The 21050-nt window shown below is 43.1% G+C and carries 14 protein-coding genes; 7 read left to right on the top strand and 7 right to left on the bottom strand.

The genetic code is table 11. The features are described 5' to 3' along the window. Window positions 1-56 precede the first annotated feature (56 nt). Window positions 57-986, top strand: a complete 930-nt coding sequence (locus tag FLL45_RS13870; protein WP_142942653.1) for a hydrogen peroxide-inducible genes activator — start codon at window positions 57-59, stop codon at window positions 984-986. Beyond that, complete coding sequence (recG, locus tag FLL45_RS13865) at window positions 922-3096, top strand: ATP-dependent DNA helicase RecG (protein ID WP_246075838.1); 2175 nt, start codon at window positions 922-924, stop codon at window positions 3094-3096. The genes FLL45_RS13870 and recG overlap by 65 nt, the downstream gene beginning before the upstream one ends. 111 nt (window positions 3097-3207) lie before the next feature. Here the strand turns inward: recG and FLL45_RS13860 are convergent, their stop codons facing one another. After that, window positions 3208-4353: a hypothetical protein gene (locus tag FLL45_RS13860; protein ID WP_142942651.1), complete on the bottom strand. Its 1146-nt coding sequence runs from the start codon at window positions 4351-4353 to the stop codon at window positions 3208-3210. 227 nt (window positions 4354-4580) lie between these two features. On the opposite strand from FLL45_RS13860, the gene FLL45_RS13855 reads away from it, so the two are divergent. Further along, entirely contained in the window at window positions 4581-5015 is a 435-nt protein-coding gene (locus FLL45_RS13855) for a pilin (RefSeq protein ID WP_142942650.1), read from the top strand. 70 nt (window positions 5016-5085) lie between these two features. After that, window positions 5086-5940, top strand: coding sequence for an HDOD domain-containing protein (locus FLL45_RS13850; RefSeq protein WP_142942649.1), 855 nt, complete (start codon window positions 5086-5088; stop codon window positions 5938-5940). 7 nt (window positions 5941-5947) lie between these two features. On the opposite strand, the gene FLL45_RS13845 is transcribed toward FLL45_RS13850, so the two are convergent. The 6 genes from FLL45_RS13845 to FLL45_RS13820 form a co-directional block, all read right to left on the bottom strand. Beyond that, window positions 5948-7651, bottom strand: coding sequence for a PepSY domain-containing protein (locus FLL45_RS13845; protein WP_142942648.1), 1704 nt, complete (start codon window positions 7649-7651; stop codon window positions 5948-5950). After that, on the bottom strand, window positions 7641-8384 hold the full coding sequence (locus FLL45_RS13840) for an ABC transporter permease (RefSeq protein ID WP_142942647.1): 744 nt from the start codon (window positions 8382-8384) through the stop codon (window positions 7641-7643). Before FLL45_RS13840 ends, FLL45_RS13845 begins: the two co-directional genes overlap by 11 nt. Then, window positions 8384-11515 carry an efflux RND transporter permease subunit gene (locus tag FLL45_RS13835; RefSeq protein ID WP_142942646.1) on the bottom strand — a complete coding sequence of 1044 codons (3132 nt, stop codon included), beginning with the start codon at window positions 11513-11515 and terminating at the stop codon, window positions 8384-8386. The genes FLL45_RS13840 and FLL45_RS13835 overlap by 1 nt, the downstream gene beginning before the upstream one ends. Before the next feature lie 11 nt (window positions 11516-11526). Continuing rightward, the gene (locus tag FLL45_RS13830) at window positions 11527-13272 is read right to left on the bottom strand and encodes an efflux RND transporter periplasmic adaptor subunit (protein WP_142942645.1); all 1746 of its coding nucleotides are present in this window, start codon (window positions 13270-13272) and stop codon (window positions 11527-11529) included. Further along, entirely contained in the window at window positions 13269-14618 is a 1350-nt protein-coding gene (locus FLL45_RS13825; RefSeq protein WP_142942644.1) for a TolC family protein, read from the bottom strand. The genes FLL45_RS13830 and FLL45_RS13825 overlap by 4 nt, the downstream gene beginning before the upstream one ends. 122 nt (window positions 14619-14740) lie before the next feature. Then, on the bottom strand, window positions 14741-15190 hold the full coding sequence (locus tag FLL45_RS13820) for a hypothetical protein (protein ID WP_142942643.1): 450 nt from the start codon (window positions 15188-15190) through the stop codon (window positions 14741-14743). Between the two features lie 389 nt (window positions 15191-15579). On the opposite strand from FLL45_RS13820, the gene FLL45_RS13815 reads away from it, so the two are divergent. The 3 genes from FLL45_RS13815 (at window position 15580) to FLL45_RS13805 (ending at window position 20980) form a co-directional block, all read left to right on the top strand. Continuing rightward, a complete protein-coding gene (locus FLL45_RS13815) occupies window positions 15580-16560 on the top strand; it encodes a malate dehydrogenase (RefSeq protein WP_142942642.1) in 981 nt (326 codons plus the stop codon). Between the two features lie 316 nt (window positions 16561-16876). Next, window positions 16877-17437 carry a DUF805 domain-containing protein gene (locus tag FLL45_RS13810; protein ID WP_142942641.1) on the top strand — a complete coding sequence of 187 codons (561 nt, stop codon included), beginning with the start codon at window positions 16877-16879 and terminating at the stop codon, window positions 17435-17437. A gap of 183 nt (window positions 17438-17620) precedes the next feature. Further along, complete coding sequence (locus FLL45_RS13805; protein ID WP_142942640.1) at window positions 17621-20980, top strand: amidohydrolase family protein; 3360 nt, start codon at window positions 17621-17623, stop codon at window positions 20978-20980. Window positions 20981-21050: the final 70 nt, after the last annotated feature.

Raw genomic sequence — 21050 nt, 5'->3', positions numbered from 1 at the left:
CTTCAGCATTATAATAGTTTTATCATATCGAAAATTCTCTAAATAAGAAATTCGCTATGACACTCAACGAACTCAGGTATGTAGTAGCGGTAGCCCAGACTCAGCACTTCAGTAAAGCGGCTGAGGCTTGTCATGTCAGTCAACCTAGCTTAAGTATTGCAGTTAAGAAGCTTGAAGAAGAGCTCGGGATTACCATTTTTCAGCGTGGCAAGCGACAGGTCGAGGTGACTCCCGAAGGCGAAGCTGTGGTTCAGCAGGCGCAAAAGGTTATCGAAGAGGCTGAAAAGCTTAGCTATCTGAAGAGTGTACAAAAAAGTCCGCTCGAAGGAGTGCTTAAAATTGGCGCAATTTTTACGATAGGTCCATACCTCTACCCTTCCCTGGTTCCTTATATGCGAGAAAAGCATCCCAAAATGCCGCTCCATATCGATGAGGACTACACCGAAAACTTACGTAAGAAGTTACTAACTGCAGAAATTGACATCGCCGTGCTTGCGCTACCGTTTTCAGATCCCGCTATCGAAACACTTGAAGTCTATGACGAAGACTTTATGCCGCTGTTTTATGATGGGCATCCTTTCTCAGAAGCCTCATCAGTAAGTGTCAAAGACATTGCAGGGAAAGATTTAATCATGTTGGGTAAAGGTAACTGTTTTAGAGATCAGGTTATTGCGGCTTGTCCTAATTGTTTCTCACCCAATTCGAATAACGAGGATTGGGTCGTGGGAAGCTCACTTGAAACGATTCGCCATATGGTCGCGATGAAATTAGGAATTACCGTTATGCCAGTGACCGCGCTGGCCAAACAAACTGACTACCCTGGATTAGACTCTCGACCGTTTGCTGATCCAGTCCCCAAACGCAGAGTCATCTTAGCCTGGCGCTCTAGCTTCCCAAGAAAAGAAGCAGTTAAGGTGGTCGCTGAATCTCTTCAGCACGCGCTGGCAGGCCAAGTCGACCTCTTGCCGTTGCAACAAGACAGTTAACCAGACCGCTAAATTGCAATCAAAGCTCGCATCAATTGGTGTCGACGTTCTCAAGGGAGTCGGCCCCAAAATACAAGAAAAACTCGCTAGGTTAAGTATATTTAACCTGGAAGATTTGCTGTTCCATTTACCAACCCGCTATCAAGATCGAAGCCGAATCCACCCTATTGGTAGTTTATTACATGGCCAGACCGCGCAAATTTGTGGTGTCATAGAAAGTGCCAATATATTGTTCGGCAAGCGACGTTCATTGGTCTGTAAAATATCGGATGAAAGCGGCAGTTTGGATATTCGGCTTTTTTACTTCTCCATGGCTCAGAAGAAGCAGTTTGTCGCCGGTCAGTACATTCAATGTTTCGGCCAAGTGAGTCATTTTGGCCGTAACTTCGGCATGATTCATCCGGAAATGACCTTCTTAAAAGACAATCCACAGCCAAAATTGGAAGAAGGTCTTAAAGCGATTTATCCAACCACAGAAGGGCTGCAGCAACGCACTTTACATAGCATTATGGCTCAAGCACTCAATTATCTGTCAAGAAATCAAGTTACTGAACTGCTACCGAATAGTTGGCTCGAAAAACTCAAGTTTCCACCACTTAAAGATGCGCTGCTTACGCTTCACCACCCCCCCCTTGAAGTCTCTCTCGATGCACTGGAAAACGGTGAACACCCACTAATCAAAAGGCTGGCTTTCGAAGAGCTTGTTGCGCAACATATTGCCTTACAGCGAATAAAATCCAATACCCGTTCACATAAAGCGATAAGCATTGCTCCGGCCACCGAAATACGTGACAGATTCGAAAAAGACTTACCCTTTAGTCTTACCAGTGCCCAACAAAGAGTCATTCATGAAATCGCTAATGACATGAAAAATGATTACCCAATGATGCGCCTGGTCCAAGGCGATGTCGGATCGGGAAAAACCCTCGTTGCGGCAATTAATATGCTTTCAATTGCTGCTCAAGAAGATTTGCAGTCTGCACTTATGGCGCCGACTGAAATCCTCGCCGAACAGCATTACAAATCATTTAAAACTTGGTTTGAGCCGCATGGAGTAACAGTCGTTCTACTCACCAGTAAGATGCCGGCCGCTGAAAAAAGACAAGCGCTCTCAACTATCGAAAGTGGCGAGGCAAAAATGGTGATTGGAACTCACGCCTTATTCCAAAATAAAGTAACCTTTAAAGGATTAGCTTTGGTGGTAATCGATGAGCAACATCGGTTTGGGGTAGAACAACGAAAGACACTGCTAGAGAAAGGGTTTCAAGCCAACAATGGCCAACATCAACCCCATCAATTAGTAATGACCGCCACGCCCATCCCGCGAACCTTAGCACAAACAGCTTTCGCTGATTTGGATCTATCAATCATTGACGAACTCCCACCAGGGCGCAAACCGATTCAAACAGTCGTCATCAGTGATGCAAAAAGGGAACAAGTTATCGAACGAGTAAAGCAAGCTTGCATGACCGATAAGCGGCAAGTGTATTGGGTGTGTACTTTAATCGACGAGTCGGAAGAGCTCCAATGTCAAGCAGCAGAAGCAACCCATCAACAACTAAGCGAGCAATTAACACAACTCAAAATTGGACTTATTCACGGACGAATGAAACCCGCTGAAAAACAACAAGTCATGAATGCTTTTAAGCAGGGTGAGACTGATCTACTCGTTGCTACTACGGTCATTGAAGTCGGTGTTGATGTCCCGAATGCGAGTTTGATGATCATCGAAAACCCAGAGCGCCTAGGGTTATCACAACTCCACCAGCTGCGCGGTAGAGTTGGTCGGGGAGACAAAGAAAGCCATTGCTTGTTAATGTATCATTCACCTTTATCAAACAATGCCAAACAAAGACTCAACGTAATGCGAGAGTCATCCGATGGATTCGTCATTGCAGAAAAAGATCTCGAACTCAGAGGACCAGGTGAAGTGTTGGGTACACGGCAGACTGGGGTTATTGAGTATAAATTTGCTGACTTAATTAGAGACAGCGAACTGCTCCCTGAAGTCTATGCTTGCGCAGATGACTTGGCGGGGCACCACTCTGAACATGCCGATGCACTCTGCGCTCGTTGGGTTAAAGTCGGCGAGCAACTGAGCCGAGTTTAGCCATCAAACGAATGCCTGATGGAACTATTGTTAGCGCATCTTGAAGCTAATGCACCACTCCGATTTCGGCACGATCCAATTTCTGCTTCTACTTCAATGGGGCTATTCAATTTACTCTTCAGTTAATATATCGAAGTAAGCTTTATTTGACATCATGATGGCTTGAGTGCCTTTTAAAGAAAACTCAAAACCACAAAGAGTGAAGCGACTTTTCTTGGCGATTCCCTCTAGCATTACTCTAGTATCAACGGGTGAAAAATCAGCATAGTAGTCACCTTGATTTTTTACTTCTACCTGCATCGTTCGATAGCTATCGCCGCCATTAAAACGCAATTCGAAGCAACTCCTATCGCCTTTACCGGTGACGGCAGACCATAGCTCACCATCCTTCATAATATCGCCTTGCCAAGCAACAGTAAGCGACTCATTTTGATCTAACATTATCCAAAAGTTGTCAGGCATTTTGATTTTATGAAGCCTTTCGCGTACAGATTGAGTTTGCACAACGGATTCCTCGGTTTGCCTCTCATCACTTGGCTCTTCCGGCCAGGCTAAGAAAACAACCAATATTGTCATCACCGCAAGAGCGCTGCCGATTGAGAGCATTTTATTTGCTAAAAACCAATCTCCAAGTTTTTGCTCGAAACTACTTTGATTGGTGGGGGCGTAATGAGCAGAATGGAATCGGTTGGTCGCAGCCAAATCGGGTTCAATTGATTGGCTGGGCGGAGATTGCCTACCTTCGATATTATTATTCGCCGAATTAACGGACTCTTCAGCACTCGCATGACCAGCCGCAAGTGTGGGCTCAATTCGATCGTAGAAGCGTCGTTCGGCTGCTTTTTCTCGACTTTCTTCGTCAAATACAGGGCCATGATATCCAAGGTAGTATTGTCTATCACGACGAACTCGCGCATTACTGATAGTCGTCATCGCTAACGTTACTAAAATGGATAAAATAAGCAGTGCATAAGCTGCACCATGTTCAATGAAAGTAATCCCTAGTACAGAAAGCCAATAAACTAAAGTCGGAATAACCGCGTAAGGGGTTGCGAACCCGGCGTCATGAATTCTGCGCATTGAAGAAGCGGTCAATATAGGCGTTACACAGAGCAACAATAAAACTAAAAGTACTGGAGCTTTCAACAAGACCGGGCTGAGCAATATAAACAGCCCATAACAACCTAAACTTACCGCAAGGAAGCGTCGCCCGTTATCAAAGCCGCGCAGACATAGCAATGATTTTATTAGTAACACAGAAATTCCGTTAACTTAAAGCATTCTGAAAATTGGACTCATCTTAGCCGATCTTGTTACTGAAAATCTATCCTGAGATTGACAGAATGAGGGCAAATTAAACCTAGAATCAGGCAAACCTTGTGATGTTTAGCCCAATTAACGCTAATAGTCTGATAAACTAATTGAAAGAATCAATCAAACAGTTCGTTAAGCTAACTGATGCGTCTCTACGATAAATCGACGATATGAATAAAAATCTAATCATTCTGGTATTAATGCTTAGCGCCATTGGAGCAGGAATTTATTTTGCCGTGCTGCAAGATAAAAATCGAGATGATATTTTATTAGTTGAGCAGGCAATTAATAATTTTTCACAGGCGGTATCGCCACTGGAAAAACAATTTCTCAATAATCGAAAATTCCAACTTGCAAACACCAAAACAAATCTCCCTCTCAATAAAACAGGACAATCGATTGAAGTCACAACGGTTGTCGGCGTAGATAGAGTAACCCTAAGGTTTAGCGATGGCGACACAGAAGTCGCTAACAAAACTATCGTGCTTGTCCCATTTATTGAGAATAGCCAAGTTCGCTGGCAGTGCATTGAAGGCAGCATCATTCTCAGACTTCGACCGAGAGACTGTCAGCTTGGTAAGAAAATTTTGCTATCATCGGATTAAACCAAAAAATCAACTAACAATCTGACTAGATTCATCTAAACTTATAGATAAAGTTAACAGGTTTTTTAAGATGAGTCGGCGTAATATTCTCTTACAAATTCATAAAGATCTCGCTGCCGGTGATATTCGGTTGCCAATTTTGCCAGAGGTCAGTTTAAAAATAAAAAGAGAAGCGGCCGATCCCGATACCGATATTAACAAGCTCAGTAAAGTAGCTGAGTCAGACGCTGCGTTTTGTGGTTACTTAATTCAAATATCAAACTCGCCGGTCTATCGAGGCGCAGCAGAAATTCAAAAAGTTCCCTTGGCTATTGGTCGCCTTGGACTACTTAACACTAGAAACATTGCGATGACTTATGCCATTAGAGCGTTATTTGCTTACAACAACAAAAAAATGGCGACCTGGTTAAAAAAAATCTGGCAAAACAGCACCTACACTGCAGCAGTTGCCAGTGTCATTGCTGAACATATTCAAGACATCCGGTTCGATCCTGATGAAGCCATTTTGGGTGGATTAGTGCAAGATATCGGCTGTCTTCCGTTAATTGATAAAGCGGCTCAATATCCGGAACTTATTGAGGATGATTCAGCGATGTATTTTTTATTTGAACGATATGCTTCTAGCATCGGCTCAGCGATTATTCGCAAGTGGGGATTGAATGAAAAATTTATTCAAGTGGCACAATATCGAGATCAGTGGAAATACAATGAAGAAATGACCGTCAATTTAGCCGATTTAATTTTGGTATCTAAACTTCATACTTACATCGCTTTTCCTCAAAATAAAAAACTCCCGCGCATTAATCAGATTCCTGCTTTCGTTAAATTACATTTAGAAGCGGAGTTATCACCCGAAAAAAGTTTATCATTTGTTGCGGACGCTAAGCAGAGAATCAATGACACGCGACGCGCGCTAGGCGGTTAGCTTTTAATTACTTTAGCTGTTCGAAATAGCGAGCCGGTAATTCGAGGCTGATACTTTCACACAATTCAACTTGGCAAGCTAATCGATAGCCTTGTTGCAGTTCAGTTTCTGTAAAAAATTGTCTATCCGCCGGCGACACATCGCAATTACCGATTACCTTTATTCGACATAAACCACAACTTCCACCGCCACCACAACTCGAGCGAACAGCAATATTTTTTTGATTAAATAAATCCAATAAACGCATAAATTTATTGGCTTGAATCGTTACCAATTCACCTTCTCGAGAGTTTAGGTTAATTCTTTTTGTTCGGTATCGAGTCCATAAACTAAAGTCTGACCATTTAAAAGCGGAAAACAACATAAGCAAACCGCTCAGTGCAATAAAACAGGAAATAGCAGCCGCAAAAATAATTAAAGCATGATTAAAGTCATTTCGTTCTCCATAATCCATAATGTGTAACATCCAAAAAAAATCAAATAGCCGCCAAGTATCAGTTTTAGCGCCCATCACATTTCCTGTCTTGGCATCAATATAGAGACTAGTACTTTCTGCATCATTAAAATCCGCTTTCCACAAAGGCAATTGATACTTTCTTGTTTCAGTGCTTTGAACATTGATTTGACTGAGTTGTAAAAGCTCGCCATCTCCTCTAAAACGCTGCGTCGCAATTAATTTAACGGTCGACTCACTTAAACTTAATGGTTCTAAGGATTTCGAATCAAGCATGATACGTTCATTGTTAATGTTTACTTGATACACGGGGTTACCTAACAAACTATGAGTCAAGACTGTCTCTATTGCAGGATAGCGAACCTGAATTTGTTTGAGCTTGTCGAGTTCCAATAAAGGTCTAACAACATCCTGCTGGTTAATTAAATAGCGTCCAGAAACCTTTTCCTTATCGAGAAGACTAAATACAACGCCACTCAATGTCCAAATAACCAATTGAAGGCCGATAACGAGAGCGAGCCATTTGTGCACAGATTTTAACAACGACAAAGTCGTTACTTGTTTTACTTTACGATGGCCAAATGAATAAAATAGCATCCCAATACCACAGAGGGTGAGTAACAACCCCATCGTAGCGGCAATCTTCAAGAGGTTATTATTAACATCTTCTCGAGCATCGTAGTCCATTATGTGGAGCATCCACAAAAAATCAAACCACCGCCAAAGATCAGAACGAGCCCTGATCAATTCTGCGGTTTCAAAATCAAAGTATAAAGTCGAGTTTAAAAAATCATCGTAAGTTACACGCCATACTCGGCGATTTTTTCCACCAATTTCCTGAGGATAGTGATTTAATAACTGAATATTTTGTAGGTTCCCGTTTCCTACATAAATTTTTGCGGCTTTATCGGCAATATCCTGTTCACTTATCGGACGCGCGAGCTCGCCGGAACGAAGATTGTATTTTATTTTTTGGCTATCGGAAAAAAGTGTTAATTCAGGCTCATCATTAACCATCGCAAGAGAATGAAATCGATAATATTTTTCGTTTACCTTTAGATTTAAGTCTGAACTAAGTAAGTTTTCTAAGGGTTTAAGCGGCAGATCTTTTACTAGGTGATTCCCTCTCACCGTTTCGATATGAACAGCTGTCATGTACAACCCACTCAAGCACCAGATAACCGCCTGTATTCCAACGATTAACGCTAACCATTTATGAGCTTTTCGAAAAAAGAAAACACGCTTATTATTTATCATTATTATCGGCGACTTGCGACGCGCCCTTTATCAATTGTTGTTTAGCAAACACCAGAAACAACGCTGACGCAATACCCGATGAGCCGTAAATCATACACATCACCATTATCTGATATCGTGCCGCAATCAACGGCGATACTCCCGATAAAATCTGCCCAGTCATCATTCCCGGCAGAGACACTAAGCCTACCGCCAGGAGCGAATTAGTGATTGGAATGAGAGACGCACTAAAGGCAATATTTCTGGCGTTAGCATAAGGTTCACCTCTTGATAACTCAGCCGAGACTCTCTCGGCCACCAAGCTCACGCTGTTCATCGCATTGGCAAAGATCATTCCCGCTAGCGGTATCATGTATCTTGGTAAATACCAAGGGTCCAGTTTCACAACACCTTGAGTGATAACAATAAGTACCAGACCGCCACCGAGCAGAATAGCCATCAATGAATAGCCAAAAAACGCCATTCGATCGGTCTTAATGACTCCCAAGGCTATCCAGCTTGAAGCAAATACCATAACCACTAGAATACCGAAAATTAGCCAGCCACTGTCCGAATCAAAAATAAATGCTAAAACGTAACCAACCAACAAAAGTTGGCCTAACATTCTTGATACCGCGTAAACCGCATTCTTGGCATCTAAAGACCACTTAACTAGTATCCCAATTACAATAACAACTGGAATAAATGCTATCGCTAAATTCGTCAGAGAAATGGTCTGGATCGTTTCACTCATTATATGTTCGGATCAGTTAACTGATTTAATCGCCATAAATAATACACTAACGGAACCACGATTAAAGTTAAAATCAGTGCACTAATCATCCCTCCAACCATAGGCGCAGCAATACGACTCATGACCTCGCTACCAGTGCCATCGCTATAAAGTATCGGTAATAAGCCCACAATGATCGATACTGAGGTCATCATCACTGGCCTTATTCTCAGTCCTGCCCCTTCAATAACGGCCTGTTTTAACGCCGAGCGACTGACTTTGCGTTGATTCAACTTAGCGTCATTATTTAACTTGTCAAACGATTGATTTAAGTAAACCAACATAATGACTCCAATTTCGACAGCTACTCCCGCCAAAGCTATAAAGCCAACACCAACCGCAACTGAAAAATTAAATCCTTCAAGATAAATTAACCAAATCCCTCCAATCATTGCCAAAGGTAGGGTTCCCATAATAATCATCACTTCAGTAAAGCGCTTGAAACTCATAAATAGCAAAATGATAATAATCGCTAAAGTCAAAGGAACTAGATAGCTCAATTTTTCTTGCGCACGAAGCATGTACTCATATTGACCAGACCAATTTAACGAGTACCCAGGTGGTAATTGAATTTTGTCTCTTACCAATGCTTGCGCGGCTTCGACATAAGAGCCAATATCTCCTCCCTCAAGATCAATAAAAACCCATCCGTTTATTCTTGCATTTTCACTCTTAATTCCTGGTGGCCCGTCTTCAATATAAACATTCGCGACATCCGCTAACGGAATTCTTTGACCACTCGGCGTCACTATTGGCAGGAGCGCAAGTGCTTCTGGAGAGTCGCGATAGTCCTGCGGGTATCGAATATTGATAGGGTAACGTTCTAAACCTTCAACAGTGTTGGTAACATTCATCCCACCTATAGCCGTTGCTACCACCTGTTGAATATCAGCAATGTTGAGGCCAAATCGTGCAGCTTTTTCTCGACGGATATCAACTTTAATATAACGACCGCCAGCAACTCTTTCAGAATAAACTGAGGCCGTACCAGGAAGCTCCTTTAAGACTGACTCGAGCTGCTGACCAATTTTTTGAATCACATTTAAATCGGGACCAGCCACCTTTATTCCCACAGGTGTTTTAATACCCGTTGCTAACATATCAATACGAGTTTTAATCGGCATTACCCACGCATTCGTCAGACCCGGAAATTTAACGAGCTGATCTAATTCGTCAATTAAATCTTGAGTGTCAATGCCCGCTCGCCATTGGTCTTTAGGTTTTAATTGAATGAAAGTTTCAATCATTGTCAGTGGCGCGGGATCAGTCGCTGTTTCGGCACGTCCAATTTTTCCAAATACATTTTCGACTTCAGGAAGCGTTCGAATAAGCTTATCCGTTTGCTGTAACAACTCGCGAGCTTTACCAATGGATAAGCCTGGATAAGTTGTTGGCATATACATTAAATCACCTTCATCTAAAGGTGGAATAAACTCACTACCGATTTTATTTACCGGCCAAAAGCCAATCGCTAAAACGACAAGCATAAGTAGTAAAAATGACTTGGGATAGTCTAATATTTTTCTCAAGAGTGGTAGATAACTCGATACCAACACCCGGTTGAGCGGATTTTTGTTTTCCGGTAGAACTTTGCCGCGAATGAAATACCCCATCAAGACAGGCACCAATGTGATTGCCAAAGCTGCCGCTGCGGCCATGGCGTAAGTTTTGGTGTAGGCTAGTGGCGAAAACATTCTTCCTTCCTGGGCTTCAAGCGTAAAAACAGGAACGAAGCTAACCGTGATTATTAATAAACTAAAAAAGAGTGCAGGTCCAACTTCAACAGCAGACTCCGCGACCAACTGCCAGCGATTTTTCTCGGTTAATGACTTTTGTTCCATATGCTTGTGCATATTCTCTATCATTACAATCGCGCCATCGATCATTGCACCGATAGCTATTGCGATACCACCAAGCGACATAATATTGGCATTGAGTCCCTGCCAATGCATGATAATAAACGCGGCTAAAATCCCCACGGGCAGCGAGATAATCGCAACCAAACTCGAGCGAAGATGAAATAAAAATGCAAAACAAACCAAAGTAACAACTAAAAACTCCTCTAATAGCTTTTGCCATAAATTGTCCACGGCTCGCTCGATTAAAGTGCTGCGGTCATAGACGGTGATTACCTCTACCCCTTCAGGTAATCCTTGCTTTAAATCTTCCAATTTAGCCTTAACGCCACGGATAGTTTCTTGCGCATTTTCCCCAAAACGCATCACTACAATACCGCCAACAACTTCACCTTCGCCATTGAGTTCTGCGATTCCGCGACGCATTTGAGGACCAACAGATATATCAGCAACATCTTTCAGTAACAGCGCAGTGCCATTTTGGTTTACACCTAAAGGAACATTGCCAATATCCATTTCGCTTTGTAAATAACCCGATGCTCGAACCATATATTCAGCTTCAGCCATTTCTACAACTGACGCGCCAATCTCTTGATTGGCTCGTTTTAACGCCATTTGGATATGCGCTAACGGAATTGAAAAAGCGCGTAACCTGTCCGGATCGACTTTTACTTGATATTGCTTAACCATCCCGCCAAGAGCAGCAACCTCAGAAACGCCAGGAACGGTCTGTAATTCAAACTTTAAGAACCAGTCTTGAATACTGCGTAATTGACTTAAGTCATGTTGCCCGGTTCTATCCACCAAGGCATACAAATAAATCCATCCGACCCCCGTAGCATCAGGACCGAGTTGAGATTTAGCCGCACTCGGTAAAGAAGGCGCTACCTGACTCAAATATTCAAGTACACGCGAACGCGCCCAATAGAGATCGGTATCATCGTCAAAAATCACATAAACATAAGAATCACCAAAAAAAGAAAAACCTCTGACAGTTTCCGCTCCCGGGACAGATAACATGGCAGTCGTAAGTGGGTAAGTGACTTGATCTTCGACCACCTGAGGAGCCTGTCCTGGATAAGTTGTCTTGATAATAACCTGAACATCAGATAAGTCCGGAATCGCATCTACCGGTGTATTTTTTACGGAATACGCACCACTACCGATTAGAATAAGGGTCGACAGTAATACTAAGAAGCGATTTTTGATAGACCAGCGTATTATTGATTCAATCATTAAGCTATCTCCTAGTGCTTCGCAGGTGGATTAGCTGCGTGATTGCTTTCATCAATGGCGACGATGACAAATTCACCATCTCGAATTTCAAACGTAAATCGAATCGAGGCGGCTTCTTGAATATTAGTCAAGTCGATTTCATCGCTAGCCAAAAAATTCATGGTTGCCGCGGGACGATCCCACTTTTTAATTGGGCCTCGACTAATGTTTAATACTCGATTTTTAATATCGATTGAATTGATGACACCGTCTACTTTCGCCGATGCAGGTTTTTCGTCCTCATTCGATTCAGTGTGTGCCATTATATGAATATCACTAATTTGGTAGCTCGAATCATCACTTCGGGTAATTTCAATATGCAAAGAAAGCCCCGCTTTAAGTTGTGAGAAATCGACCGACTCCGACACAGAAAAGTCCATCGTCATTTCAGGCCATTGCCACTCACTTATCGCATCGTGACTCGCGTTAACCAAACGTTGTTCAGGTGTAAGTGAGTGAATGGTTGCCGAGGTCCAAACCGATGATGTTTCGTCTTGCAAACTTTGCATACGCTTAAAGTCCGAAGACTTACTCGACTCAGAATCAATTAAGAACTGAGCGGAAGTAACTATCGTGTCGCCTTCTTCAACCCCTTCGATGATTTCAAAGTCACTACCGTCCTGTTGACCCAGTTTAACCTCGATTGACTTAAAACGGCCATCCTCAAGTGCAAGAACAAGGCGATCTTGTTTGCCCGTTCTAATCACCGACTCTCGAGGAACCGTCAACAATGGGCTGTCGGTTTTCGCATCAATATTAACCTGGGCAAACATATTGGGCTTAAGGAGATCGTCGCGATTTGCAAATTTCAATCTAACTTTGACCGTTCGAGTACTGGTTTCTAGCGTCGGATAAATATAATCCACCTGACCTTGCCACATTTCTCCCGGCAAATAATCTAACGTCATAGTGACTGGCATTCCGACTTTGACAAAAGGTACTTGCCGCTCAAAAATTTCAGCTTCAACCCATACCTGCTCAAGCGCACCAATCGACATTAACGTTGTACCAGGCTTAACATAAAATCCTTGTCGAATATTGAGGTTATCAATGACACCCGATTGGGGCGCATAGAAGGTAATACTTTGGCTCACTTGTCGACTTTGTCTTAATTGCCGTATCACACGTTCAGAAATTTGAAGCGCTTTTAATCGCTCTTCCGCCGCCCGCACTAATAAACTATTTTTTCGACTTAATGCCAGGATAAATTCTTCTTGCGCATTAACCAGAGCAGGTGAATATATTTCATATAAAGGTTGATCTTTCTCAACCGTATCCCCGACCGCTTTTACAAAAAGTTTTTCTATCCATCCTTCAACCCGCGGGTGTATATGAACTAATTTTTCCTCATCATATTGGACAAAACCGACGGTTTTTATCACAGTCTCTAGTGCTTTTCGTTCGACCTTTGCAGTGCGAACCCCTAAGTTATTAATCACTTCCGGGGCGATCATAACGGCACCAACGCCAGCATTCGAGCTTGCAGAGTCTTCAGCATAAACGGGAACAAGGTCCATACCCATCGGAGACTTTCCCGGCTTATCACGTCGATAATTTGAGTCCATTGGAGCAACCCAATACAGTGGCTTTTTCTCATCGCTAGCTTGGCTTGAATGATCACTACCGGGTCGATGAAATGTAAGAACGAATACAGCTGAAATGATGCCACCAAGAATCAACCCTATGATAAGCTGTAAGTGATTATTGATCAGTTTCATTTTGACTCTCCTGACACTTGAGTCGTTTGGGTTAAATAGTAGTTGATTGAAGCTATTGTCTTTTGTCTTTCCACTTCGATTGCTAAACTTTCGATCTGTGAATTTAATTGTGCAATACGAGCCCTAACAACTTCGGCAAAGTCACCCTCATCATTGGTGTAAGCCGTCAAATAGGCTTCGGCTTGTTGGTACATTTGTGGTAAGAGAGTGTCATCAAACAATTTTTTTCGCTCGGTAAGCTGTTGGAGCTTCGCATTAAGTGATTTAAACTTTGCCAACCACTGACGAAGTAATTGCCATTTTTCTGTTTTTAATTTTGCAGTGTGACTTGACGCAACCACCACTTGGTTGTCTTGACGGCTACTGGTGTTGATTGGAATGTCAAAACTAACACCTAGCGAAAAAAAGTCTGCCCTTGAGTTGCCATTCGGATCATCGTCACGAAACCCATAACTAGCATTTAAACCCCATGCTGGTTTGTATGACTGCTTGGCAAGTAATTCATTCGTTTTACTCGCCGTTATTTTTTTCTCAACGGCTACGACTTGCGGACTAAGCGTCATGTACTCAACTAATTCAGCATCCTTCGCTTGCCGCAAGAATTTAAATTGCGGGTGCAAAGCGATTTGAGGATTTTTTCCAAAAACCAGTTGCCGTGATGGTTCGTTAGGCAAATTAGAAAAGAGCCACTCAGTTATTTGGCTCTGCGCGATTTGGAACTGTTCTTCCAACTGAATCAATTTATCGTCAAGTCGGGAGAGTTCAAGCTGAGCCCTGACTAAATCTTGCTGGCGGGTTCTGCCAATGGTCGAGGCATAATTTGCTTGTACAATATCAATGAGTTGTTCAAATAAAGAACGATTTGACTCAATCAGCAGAATACTCTCTTTTGCTTTGTGTGCATCCAGCCATAAGTGAGTCACACGCTCAGTAACTTGCGCTTTTCGCGCTATCCTCAAGTAAGGAAACTGTTCACTTAATTGTCTCAATCGCTGGGCTTCGATTTCTAGCGTTTCTCCGCGAGGAAACATTTGACTCACTCCAAATTTGACTTGAGTCATCGGTTCTTGGTTAAAGTCAAACCCATCGACCGGCAAATTAGCGAGCGATAATGACACTTTAGGATCAGGTAAAACGCCCGCTGCAACACTTTGCGCTTCTAACGCAAGTTGGCGGTGTTTACTCCCCTCCAACCAGGGGTCGTTTTGCTGGGCTAACGCTATCGCCTCAGTCAAGGTCATCGATAATTCAGAAGCCGTTAGGTTTTTCAAGTAAAAAGCTAAAAGAGCGACGACGAATAACAAGGATCGCCGGGATAACAGTTTCATTAAACTTATAAAATTCATCGGTGTTGCCTTGATTCAGTCAAACTGAATCATTTCTTGATCAAAAGTAACGTCTTTTCAAAAACAAAAAAGACAATAACGGTTGAAGTGTTTCTGCAAAACGCAGACGCACTTATCCTGTGCTAGGCAAAAATGGGCGGACGGTATAAAGAGGATTGACGCTTTATCTGTGCAAACGTCGATAGACTGAGCAATTTAGATTGATTGAGTGGTGACTCGATTTGAGCAACCGGTAACGATAAATAGACGTATGAACAATTGCCTTCGTTACAGTCAGCACTAATCTGACAACACTCAGGGACTAGCTTGATACTATCTTGCATTATCTTGTCTGAATGCGAGCCATGCTCGCTATTCAAATGACTCATCTGTGAATGATCCATCTCCGAATGATCCATCTGGGCGTAATTCATCCGAGAGTGGTTCATATGAGAATCAGTGGTCGCAGACTCGACCGACATCGATGCCATCATCTGCATATTACAGTGCACAACGGACGCAGCAAGGGATTGACCGATAAAGGCCAATAACCAAACAATTGCCGTTAACCGCATTAGCGTCGATGTGTTCAAGGAAATTACTCTTTTTTCAACTAGTCTACTTTTGCAATTACGAGTCTTTCTGAACTACTAGTCTTTCGCAATTACTAGCTGGTCGTAATTACTATTCTTGGACAAGCACTCGATTTGCAAGATAAGGTAAAGGATACACCCAAAATAGCAAAAGACCAATTATCCGTCGGATAAACGGTTCGCAAACTGGCTTAAACCTTCTCAAAACCCATAAGTATTTGTCTGCTTGAATTCTTTGTCTAAAGTCAATATTAGCCCTAGGTATAGTAGGTATCCGGTTAAGCTTTGTGCTAAAATCCCGCCACTTTATGAAAGCTAGCCATTTTTCGGCTATCTTTAAGCTTTCGAGTCCAATGACACTAATCATCTAACACCTGAGGATATTAGAGATGAAACAACCTGTACGCGTTGCCGTTACTGGTGCTGCTGGCCAAATTGGTTATGCACTATTATTCCGTATCGCTTCCGGCGCAATGCTAGGAAACGACCAACCGGTAATTTTACAACTATTAGACATTACTCCTGCGATGGAAGCGCTCCAAGGCGTTAAAATGGAGCTTGATGACTGTGCTTTCCCACTTCTCCAAGACGTAGTTTGCACAGACGACCCTAATGTTGCTTTTAAAGACGCTGATTATGCGTTACTCGTTGGTGCTCGCCCTCGCGGTCCAGGTATGGAGCGAAAAGATTTGCTTGAAGCTAACGCGGCAATTTTCTCGGTACAAGGTAAGGCGATGAACGAACACGCCAGCCGTGATATCAAGGTTCTGGTTGTGGGCAACCCTGCGAATACCAACGCACTTATTGCGCAACGTAATGCGCCAGATTTAAACCCTCGCAATTTCACAGCGATGACACGCCTTGACCAAAACCGCGCAATGACTCAGCTAGCGCAAAAAACTGGCACCGCGGTAACAGATGTTACTAACATGATAATCTGGGGTAACCACTCTTCAACTCAATTCCCCGATCTTTATCATGCCAATGTTGCCGGTGGCAACGCGATGGATAAGGTCGAGCAAGACTGGTACGAGAACGACTTTATTCCGACCGTTCAGCAACGAGGCGCAGCGATCATCAAAGCTCGTGGTGCTTCATCAGCGGCTTCCGCTGCAAACGCGGCCATCGATCACATGCGTGATTGGGCGCTTGGAACGGCAGACGGCGACTCAGTGAGCATGGCCGTCTACTCAGATGGTTCCTATGGTATTCAAGAAGGTTTAATCTTCTCATTCCCATGTACTTGTAAAGATGGTGACTGGTCAATTGTTCAAGGACAAGATATCAATGAGTTTAGCCAAGCTAAGCTAGAAGCGACTGAAACAGAACTTGCGGAAGAGCGAGATGCTGTAAGTCACTTGTTGCCGTAAATCAAAATAAATCTCTTGTAACGAGTGAACAAACGGGGCTTTTAAGTCCCGTTTTTTATAGCCGAATAATTTCGCTTTACTGATAACCAATCAATCTGATTTTTTCAGCTCCTCTACTCCCAAGCACCAGTTCCCTATCTCTTTGTGCCTTTATGCTCAATAAATCGAGCATAAATTAATTAACAAAAAGTATCCGCATTTTAATGATCAAGTTATTTTTTCACTTGATTTGAAGCGCACAAAACTGAATCATACCTCTGTCACATGGGATCCGTTGTTTATATGGATAAAATAACTATAAAAGGAAACAAATAAAATGAATCAAGAATCAGTTTATGCCGCGCCAGAAAGTCAAGTAATGAGTCAAGATCTGCCAGAATTTCAAGAGGTACGCATCATGAGCGCTACACAGCGAATCGGCAGGGCGCGGTTTCTCGCTTACAATACAGCCGCATACTTCTTATTGTTTATCCCCGCAATGATTATGGGGGCAATGGCTCCCACTCAGGCAGCAAATCCCTCAGAATTTTATGCCGGTGCAATGGGGATTTTTGTGATTGTTGGTTATATCGGGCTTGTGGTTTGGGGATTTATCGTGGGAATTCGACGTCTTCATGATTTGGACCACACAGGATGGTTAACCCTCATTTACCTAATTCCGTTCGTTAATATCGCCTTCGGATTATATGTATTGTTTGCACCGGGAACTCAAGGGGCAAACAAATATGGTGCGCGACCTTCGCCAAACACTACAGGTACCTGGATTATGGCGACGCTTTTTCCGCTTATCATCATTATTGGGATCGTTGCCGCTATCGCCTTACCAGCTTATCAAGACTATTCTGAGCGAGCAAAAGCCGCCCAGATTAGTGAATAGTTGTCGCTAAACCCAAAATTAAGAAAAGCAAACTCGCTCCGAGCCGCCCTAGTGGTCTGCTGAGCGAGTTTTTTCAACATTTGATACATCTCCTCCCTTTACCACTTACCCTGGGATCTATACCCTATTGGCCATCGATTTATCCATCGATCTCATAATTATTCCAATATAAGGGAGAAAATAATGAAACTTGTCACCACCTGCGTGTCTGCGGCACTTACAGGTTTGGTGTTGGCAACGACTCCAACTGCTGGCTTCGCAGCAGATACGCCGACCAAACCAGCAGCCGAAGAGGCCGCCAACGATAATAAGAAAGACGCTAAAAAAGAAGAAAAATGGGATGTTAATAATCCTCCTGGCGATAAGAAAACTATCACCATTAAAACTAATGAATCCACCTGGTCAAATGTCGATGTGAGTCCTGACGGTAAGACGATCGCTTTTGACATGCTAGGCGACATTTACACGATACCGGCAAAAGGCGGTAAAGCAACACCTGTCACACAAGGAATGGCTTGGAATATGCAGCCGCGTTTTAGTCCTGATGGAAAACAAATTGCGTTTATCAGTGACCGCGACGGTGCCGACAACCTCTGGATTATGGATGCTGATGGCAGCAACCCGAAGGCTGTCAGTTCTGAAAAACGGAACCTTGTCCACACTCCTAACTGGTCGCCAGATGGTGATTTCATTGTTGCCAAACGAGGCTTCATGGGAACAAGAAGTATCGCAGCTGGTGAAATTTGGATGTACCATAAAAGCGGCGGTAGCGGCTATCAACTGAAAAAACGTCTCGGGTCTAATTTGAGTGCGCAAAAGAATATTGCCGAACCTGCATTCTCTCCTGACGGACGCTATGTCTATTTCTCAATGGACTCAACGCCAGGTACGCGATGGCAATACAATAAAAATCCAACTACGCAAATTTTTACTATCAAACGACTAGATAGAGAAACCGGCAAAGAAATTACCTTTGTTGGCGGCGCTGGTGGCGCAATCGCTCCGACACCGTCCAGTGATGGTAAATACTTGGCTTATGTGCGTCGTGTCGATACCCAATCGGTGCTCTTCGTCAAAGACTTGAAAACCGGTTTAGACAAACCGCTTTACGCAGGGCTCGATCGCGACCTTCAAGAAACCAATGGAAGTCATGGTAATACGCCAGCATTTGATTGGACACCTGATAATCAATCGATTGTGTTTTGGGCTGCAGGTAAAATTCACAAAGTGAATGTCAAAGATGCCAAAGTCGCTAATATTCCTTTTGAAGTGAACATCGAAAAACAAGTTACACCCGCTTTGCGCTTTGCGATTGAAGTCGCTCCCGATACCTTCGATGTAAAAATGATTCGCTGGGCTCAAATGTCCCCAAAGGGCGATAAAATTGCCTATCAAGCGCTTGGAAAAATTTACATCCGCGACGTGAAATCAGGCAAACGTAAAAGACTAACAAGTCAAAAAGATCATTTTGAATTTTATCCAACCTTTTCTAAGGACGGCCGAAAAATTGCGTATGTCACTTGGGATGATCAAAAACTTGGTAGCGTAAAAGTCGTTTCTAGCCGCGGAGGCAAAGGAAAAACGATTACGACTGAGCCAGGTCATTATGTAGAACCGTCATTTTCAAACGATGGTAAGAAAGTTGTTTTCCGTCGATTTACGGGCGGCTATTTGACTTCACCCGAGTACTCAATGGAACCCGGTATTTATGTTGCTGATGCATCGGGTGGCGACTCAAAAAGAATTCATGATACGGGTAGAAGTCCTCAATTCTCTGCTGATGATTCGCGGATTTTTTACTCAAGCTTTGGCTTTGGTGCTAAAGCGAAATTAGAGAGTGTCGATCTTAATGGAAATCAAAAGCGCGAGCACTTTACTGGCGATGATATTACTGAATTCAAAGTATCACCTGATGGTAAGTGGATTGCCTTTACCCAACAATATAATGCGTTCCTTGCACCTTTCGCGCTCACCGGTAAGTCTGAATCACTCACCTCTAGCAGTAAAAATGTTCCTGTTAAGCAAATTTCGAAACGCTCGGGAGAGTTTCTTCATTGGTCCGCTGATAGCAAAACCATCGGCTGGGCACATGGCGCTAACTTATATTCTCGCGATCTGAAAGATGCTTTTGCACACTTTGATGGTAGTCCTGAAGAACTACCAGAACCTGTTTCAGAAGGAATTGATTTATCCTTTAAAACTAAAGCAGACAAACCAACGGGAATGATTGCATTAATTGGTGGCAAAGTTGTTACCATGCGTGATGCCTACAACACTCAAGAAATCATCGAAGATGGAGTAGTACTTGTAGAAAACAATCGCATTAAAGCGGTTGGTAAAAAAGGTGAAGTTAGTATCCCTAGTGATGCGGAAACAATCAACGTGTCGGGAAAAACAGTATTACCTGGTCTTGTTGATGTCCATGCGCATGGTGGTCAAGGAAGTAATGAAATTACGCCACAACAAAACTGGATGAGTTACTCATCTTTGGCTTTTGGTGTCACTACCATTCATGACCCATCCAATGATACTTCAGAGATTTTTGCTGCGGCAGAGATGCAGCGAAAAGGTCTCACAGTTAGTCCAAGAATTTACTCAACAGGAACCATTCTTTACGGTGCCAAAGCGCCTGGTTACACGGCTAACATTGATAGCTATGAAGACGCAAAGTTTCACGTCCAACGCCTCAAAGAACTCGGCGCTATCTCTGTTAAGAGCTATAACCAACCTCGTCGCGATCAAAAGCAACAGGTTATCAAAGCAGGCAGAGAACTCGGTATCATGGTAGTTCCAGAAGGTGGCGCAAAGTTCTATCACAATTTAACAATGATTGTTGATGGTCATACGGGATTGGAACATGCAGTCCCTGTCGCTAAAGTCTATGATGATGTCAACCAACTTTGGTCGCAAACAGAGGTCGGTTATTCTCCAACTTTTGGCGTCGCTTATGGTGGACTCTCGGGTGAAACTTACTGGTATGACAGAACAAATGTTTGGGAAAATGAAAAACTCATGCAATGGACGCCACGCTATTTCGTTGAGCCAAACTCAATTCGTCGTACCACGGCACCTGACGATCATTATAATCACTTCGATGTTGCCAAAACGGCAAAACAGCTTAATAAGGCAGGCGTACCGGTCGTTATTGGTGCGCATGGTCAGCGTGAAGGATTAGCGGCTCACTGGGAAATGTGGATGATGAATCAAGGTGGTTTTACCCCCTGGGAATCACTACGCGGAGCAACAATTGATGGTGCAGCTTATCTTGGTATGGATAAAGATATTGGTAGTATCGAAGTCGGTAAGCTCGCTGATCTCATAGTTGTTGATGGTGAGGTGTTATCAAACTTACGACTGTCTGAAAAAGTCTCCCATACAATGATCAACGGACGTTTGTTCGACACGGCAACAATGAATGAAATTGGCCGTAAGGGTCACAAACGAGAGCCTTTCTTCTTTGAGCGATTGAATATGCAATCGCTACCCAATGCGACGGCAATGGCCTTAAGAATTAAGCAAGCCATGTATCATTGGAGACATTAAGAGGGAAGTTAATGCTAAGTGCTAAGTGCTAAGTGCTAAGTGCTAAGTGCTAAGTGCTAAGTGCTTTAAA

This window comes from Aliikangiella marina (assembly GCF_007004765.1).
Classification (GTDB): Bacteria; Pseudomonadota; Gammaproteobacteria; order Enterobacterales; family Kangiellaceae; genus Aliikangiella; species Aliikangiella marina.
The sequence above is the reverse complement of the archived record's forward strand: the minus strand, read 5'-3'. Positions and strand labels throughout refer to the sequence as shown.

Coding starts and splice junctions, on each gene's coding strand:
- FLL45_RS13810 (WP_142942641.1), top strand. CDS start 16,877: ATGAATCAAGAATCAGTTTATGCCGCGCCAGAAAGTCAAGTAATGAGT.
- FLL45_RS13805 (WP_142942640.1), top strand. CDS start 17,621: ATGAAACTTGTCACCACCTGCGTGTCTGCGGCACTTACAGGTTTGGTG.
- FLL45_RS13850 (WP_142942649.1), top strand. CDS start 5,086: ATGAGTCGGCGTAATATTCTCTTACAAATTCATAAAGATCTCGCTGCC.
- FLL45_RS13825 (WP_142942644.1), bottom strand. CDS start 14,618: ATGAATTTTATAAGTTTAATGAAACTGTTATCCCGGCGATCCTTGTTA.
- FLL45_RS13830 (WP_142942645.1), bottom strand. CDS start 13,272: ATGAAACTGATCAATAATCACTTACAGCTTATCATAGGGTTGATTCTT.
- FLL45_RS13855 (WP_142942650.1), top strand. CDS start 4,581: ATGAATAAAAATCTAATCATTCTGGTATTAATGCTTAGCGCCATTGGA.
- FLL45_RS13870 (WP_142942653.1), top strand. CDS start 57: ATGACACTCAACGAACTCAGGTATGTAGTAGCGGTAGCCCAGACTCAG.
- FLL45_RS13835 (WP_142942646.1), bottom strand. CDS start 11,515: ATGATTGAATCAATAATACGCTGGTCTATCAAAAATCGCTTCTTAGTA.
- FLL45_RS13815 (WP_142942642.1), top strand. CDS start 15,580: ATGAAACAACCTGTACGCGTTGCCGTTACTGGTGCTGCTGGCCAAATT.
- FLL45_RS13845 (WP_142942648.1), bottom strand. CDS start 7,651: ATGATAAATAATAAGCGTGTTTTCTTTTTTCGAAAAGCTCATAAATGG.
- FLL45_RS13840 (WP_142942647.1), bottom strand. CDS start 8,384: ATGAGTGAAACGATCCAGACCATTTCTCTGACGAATTTAGCGATAGCA.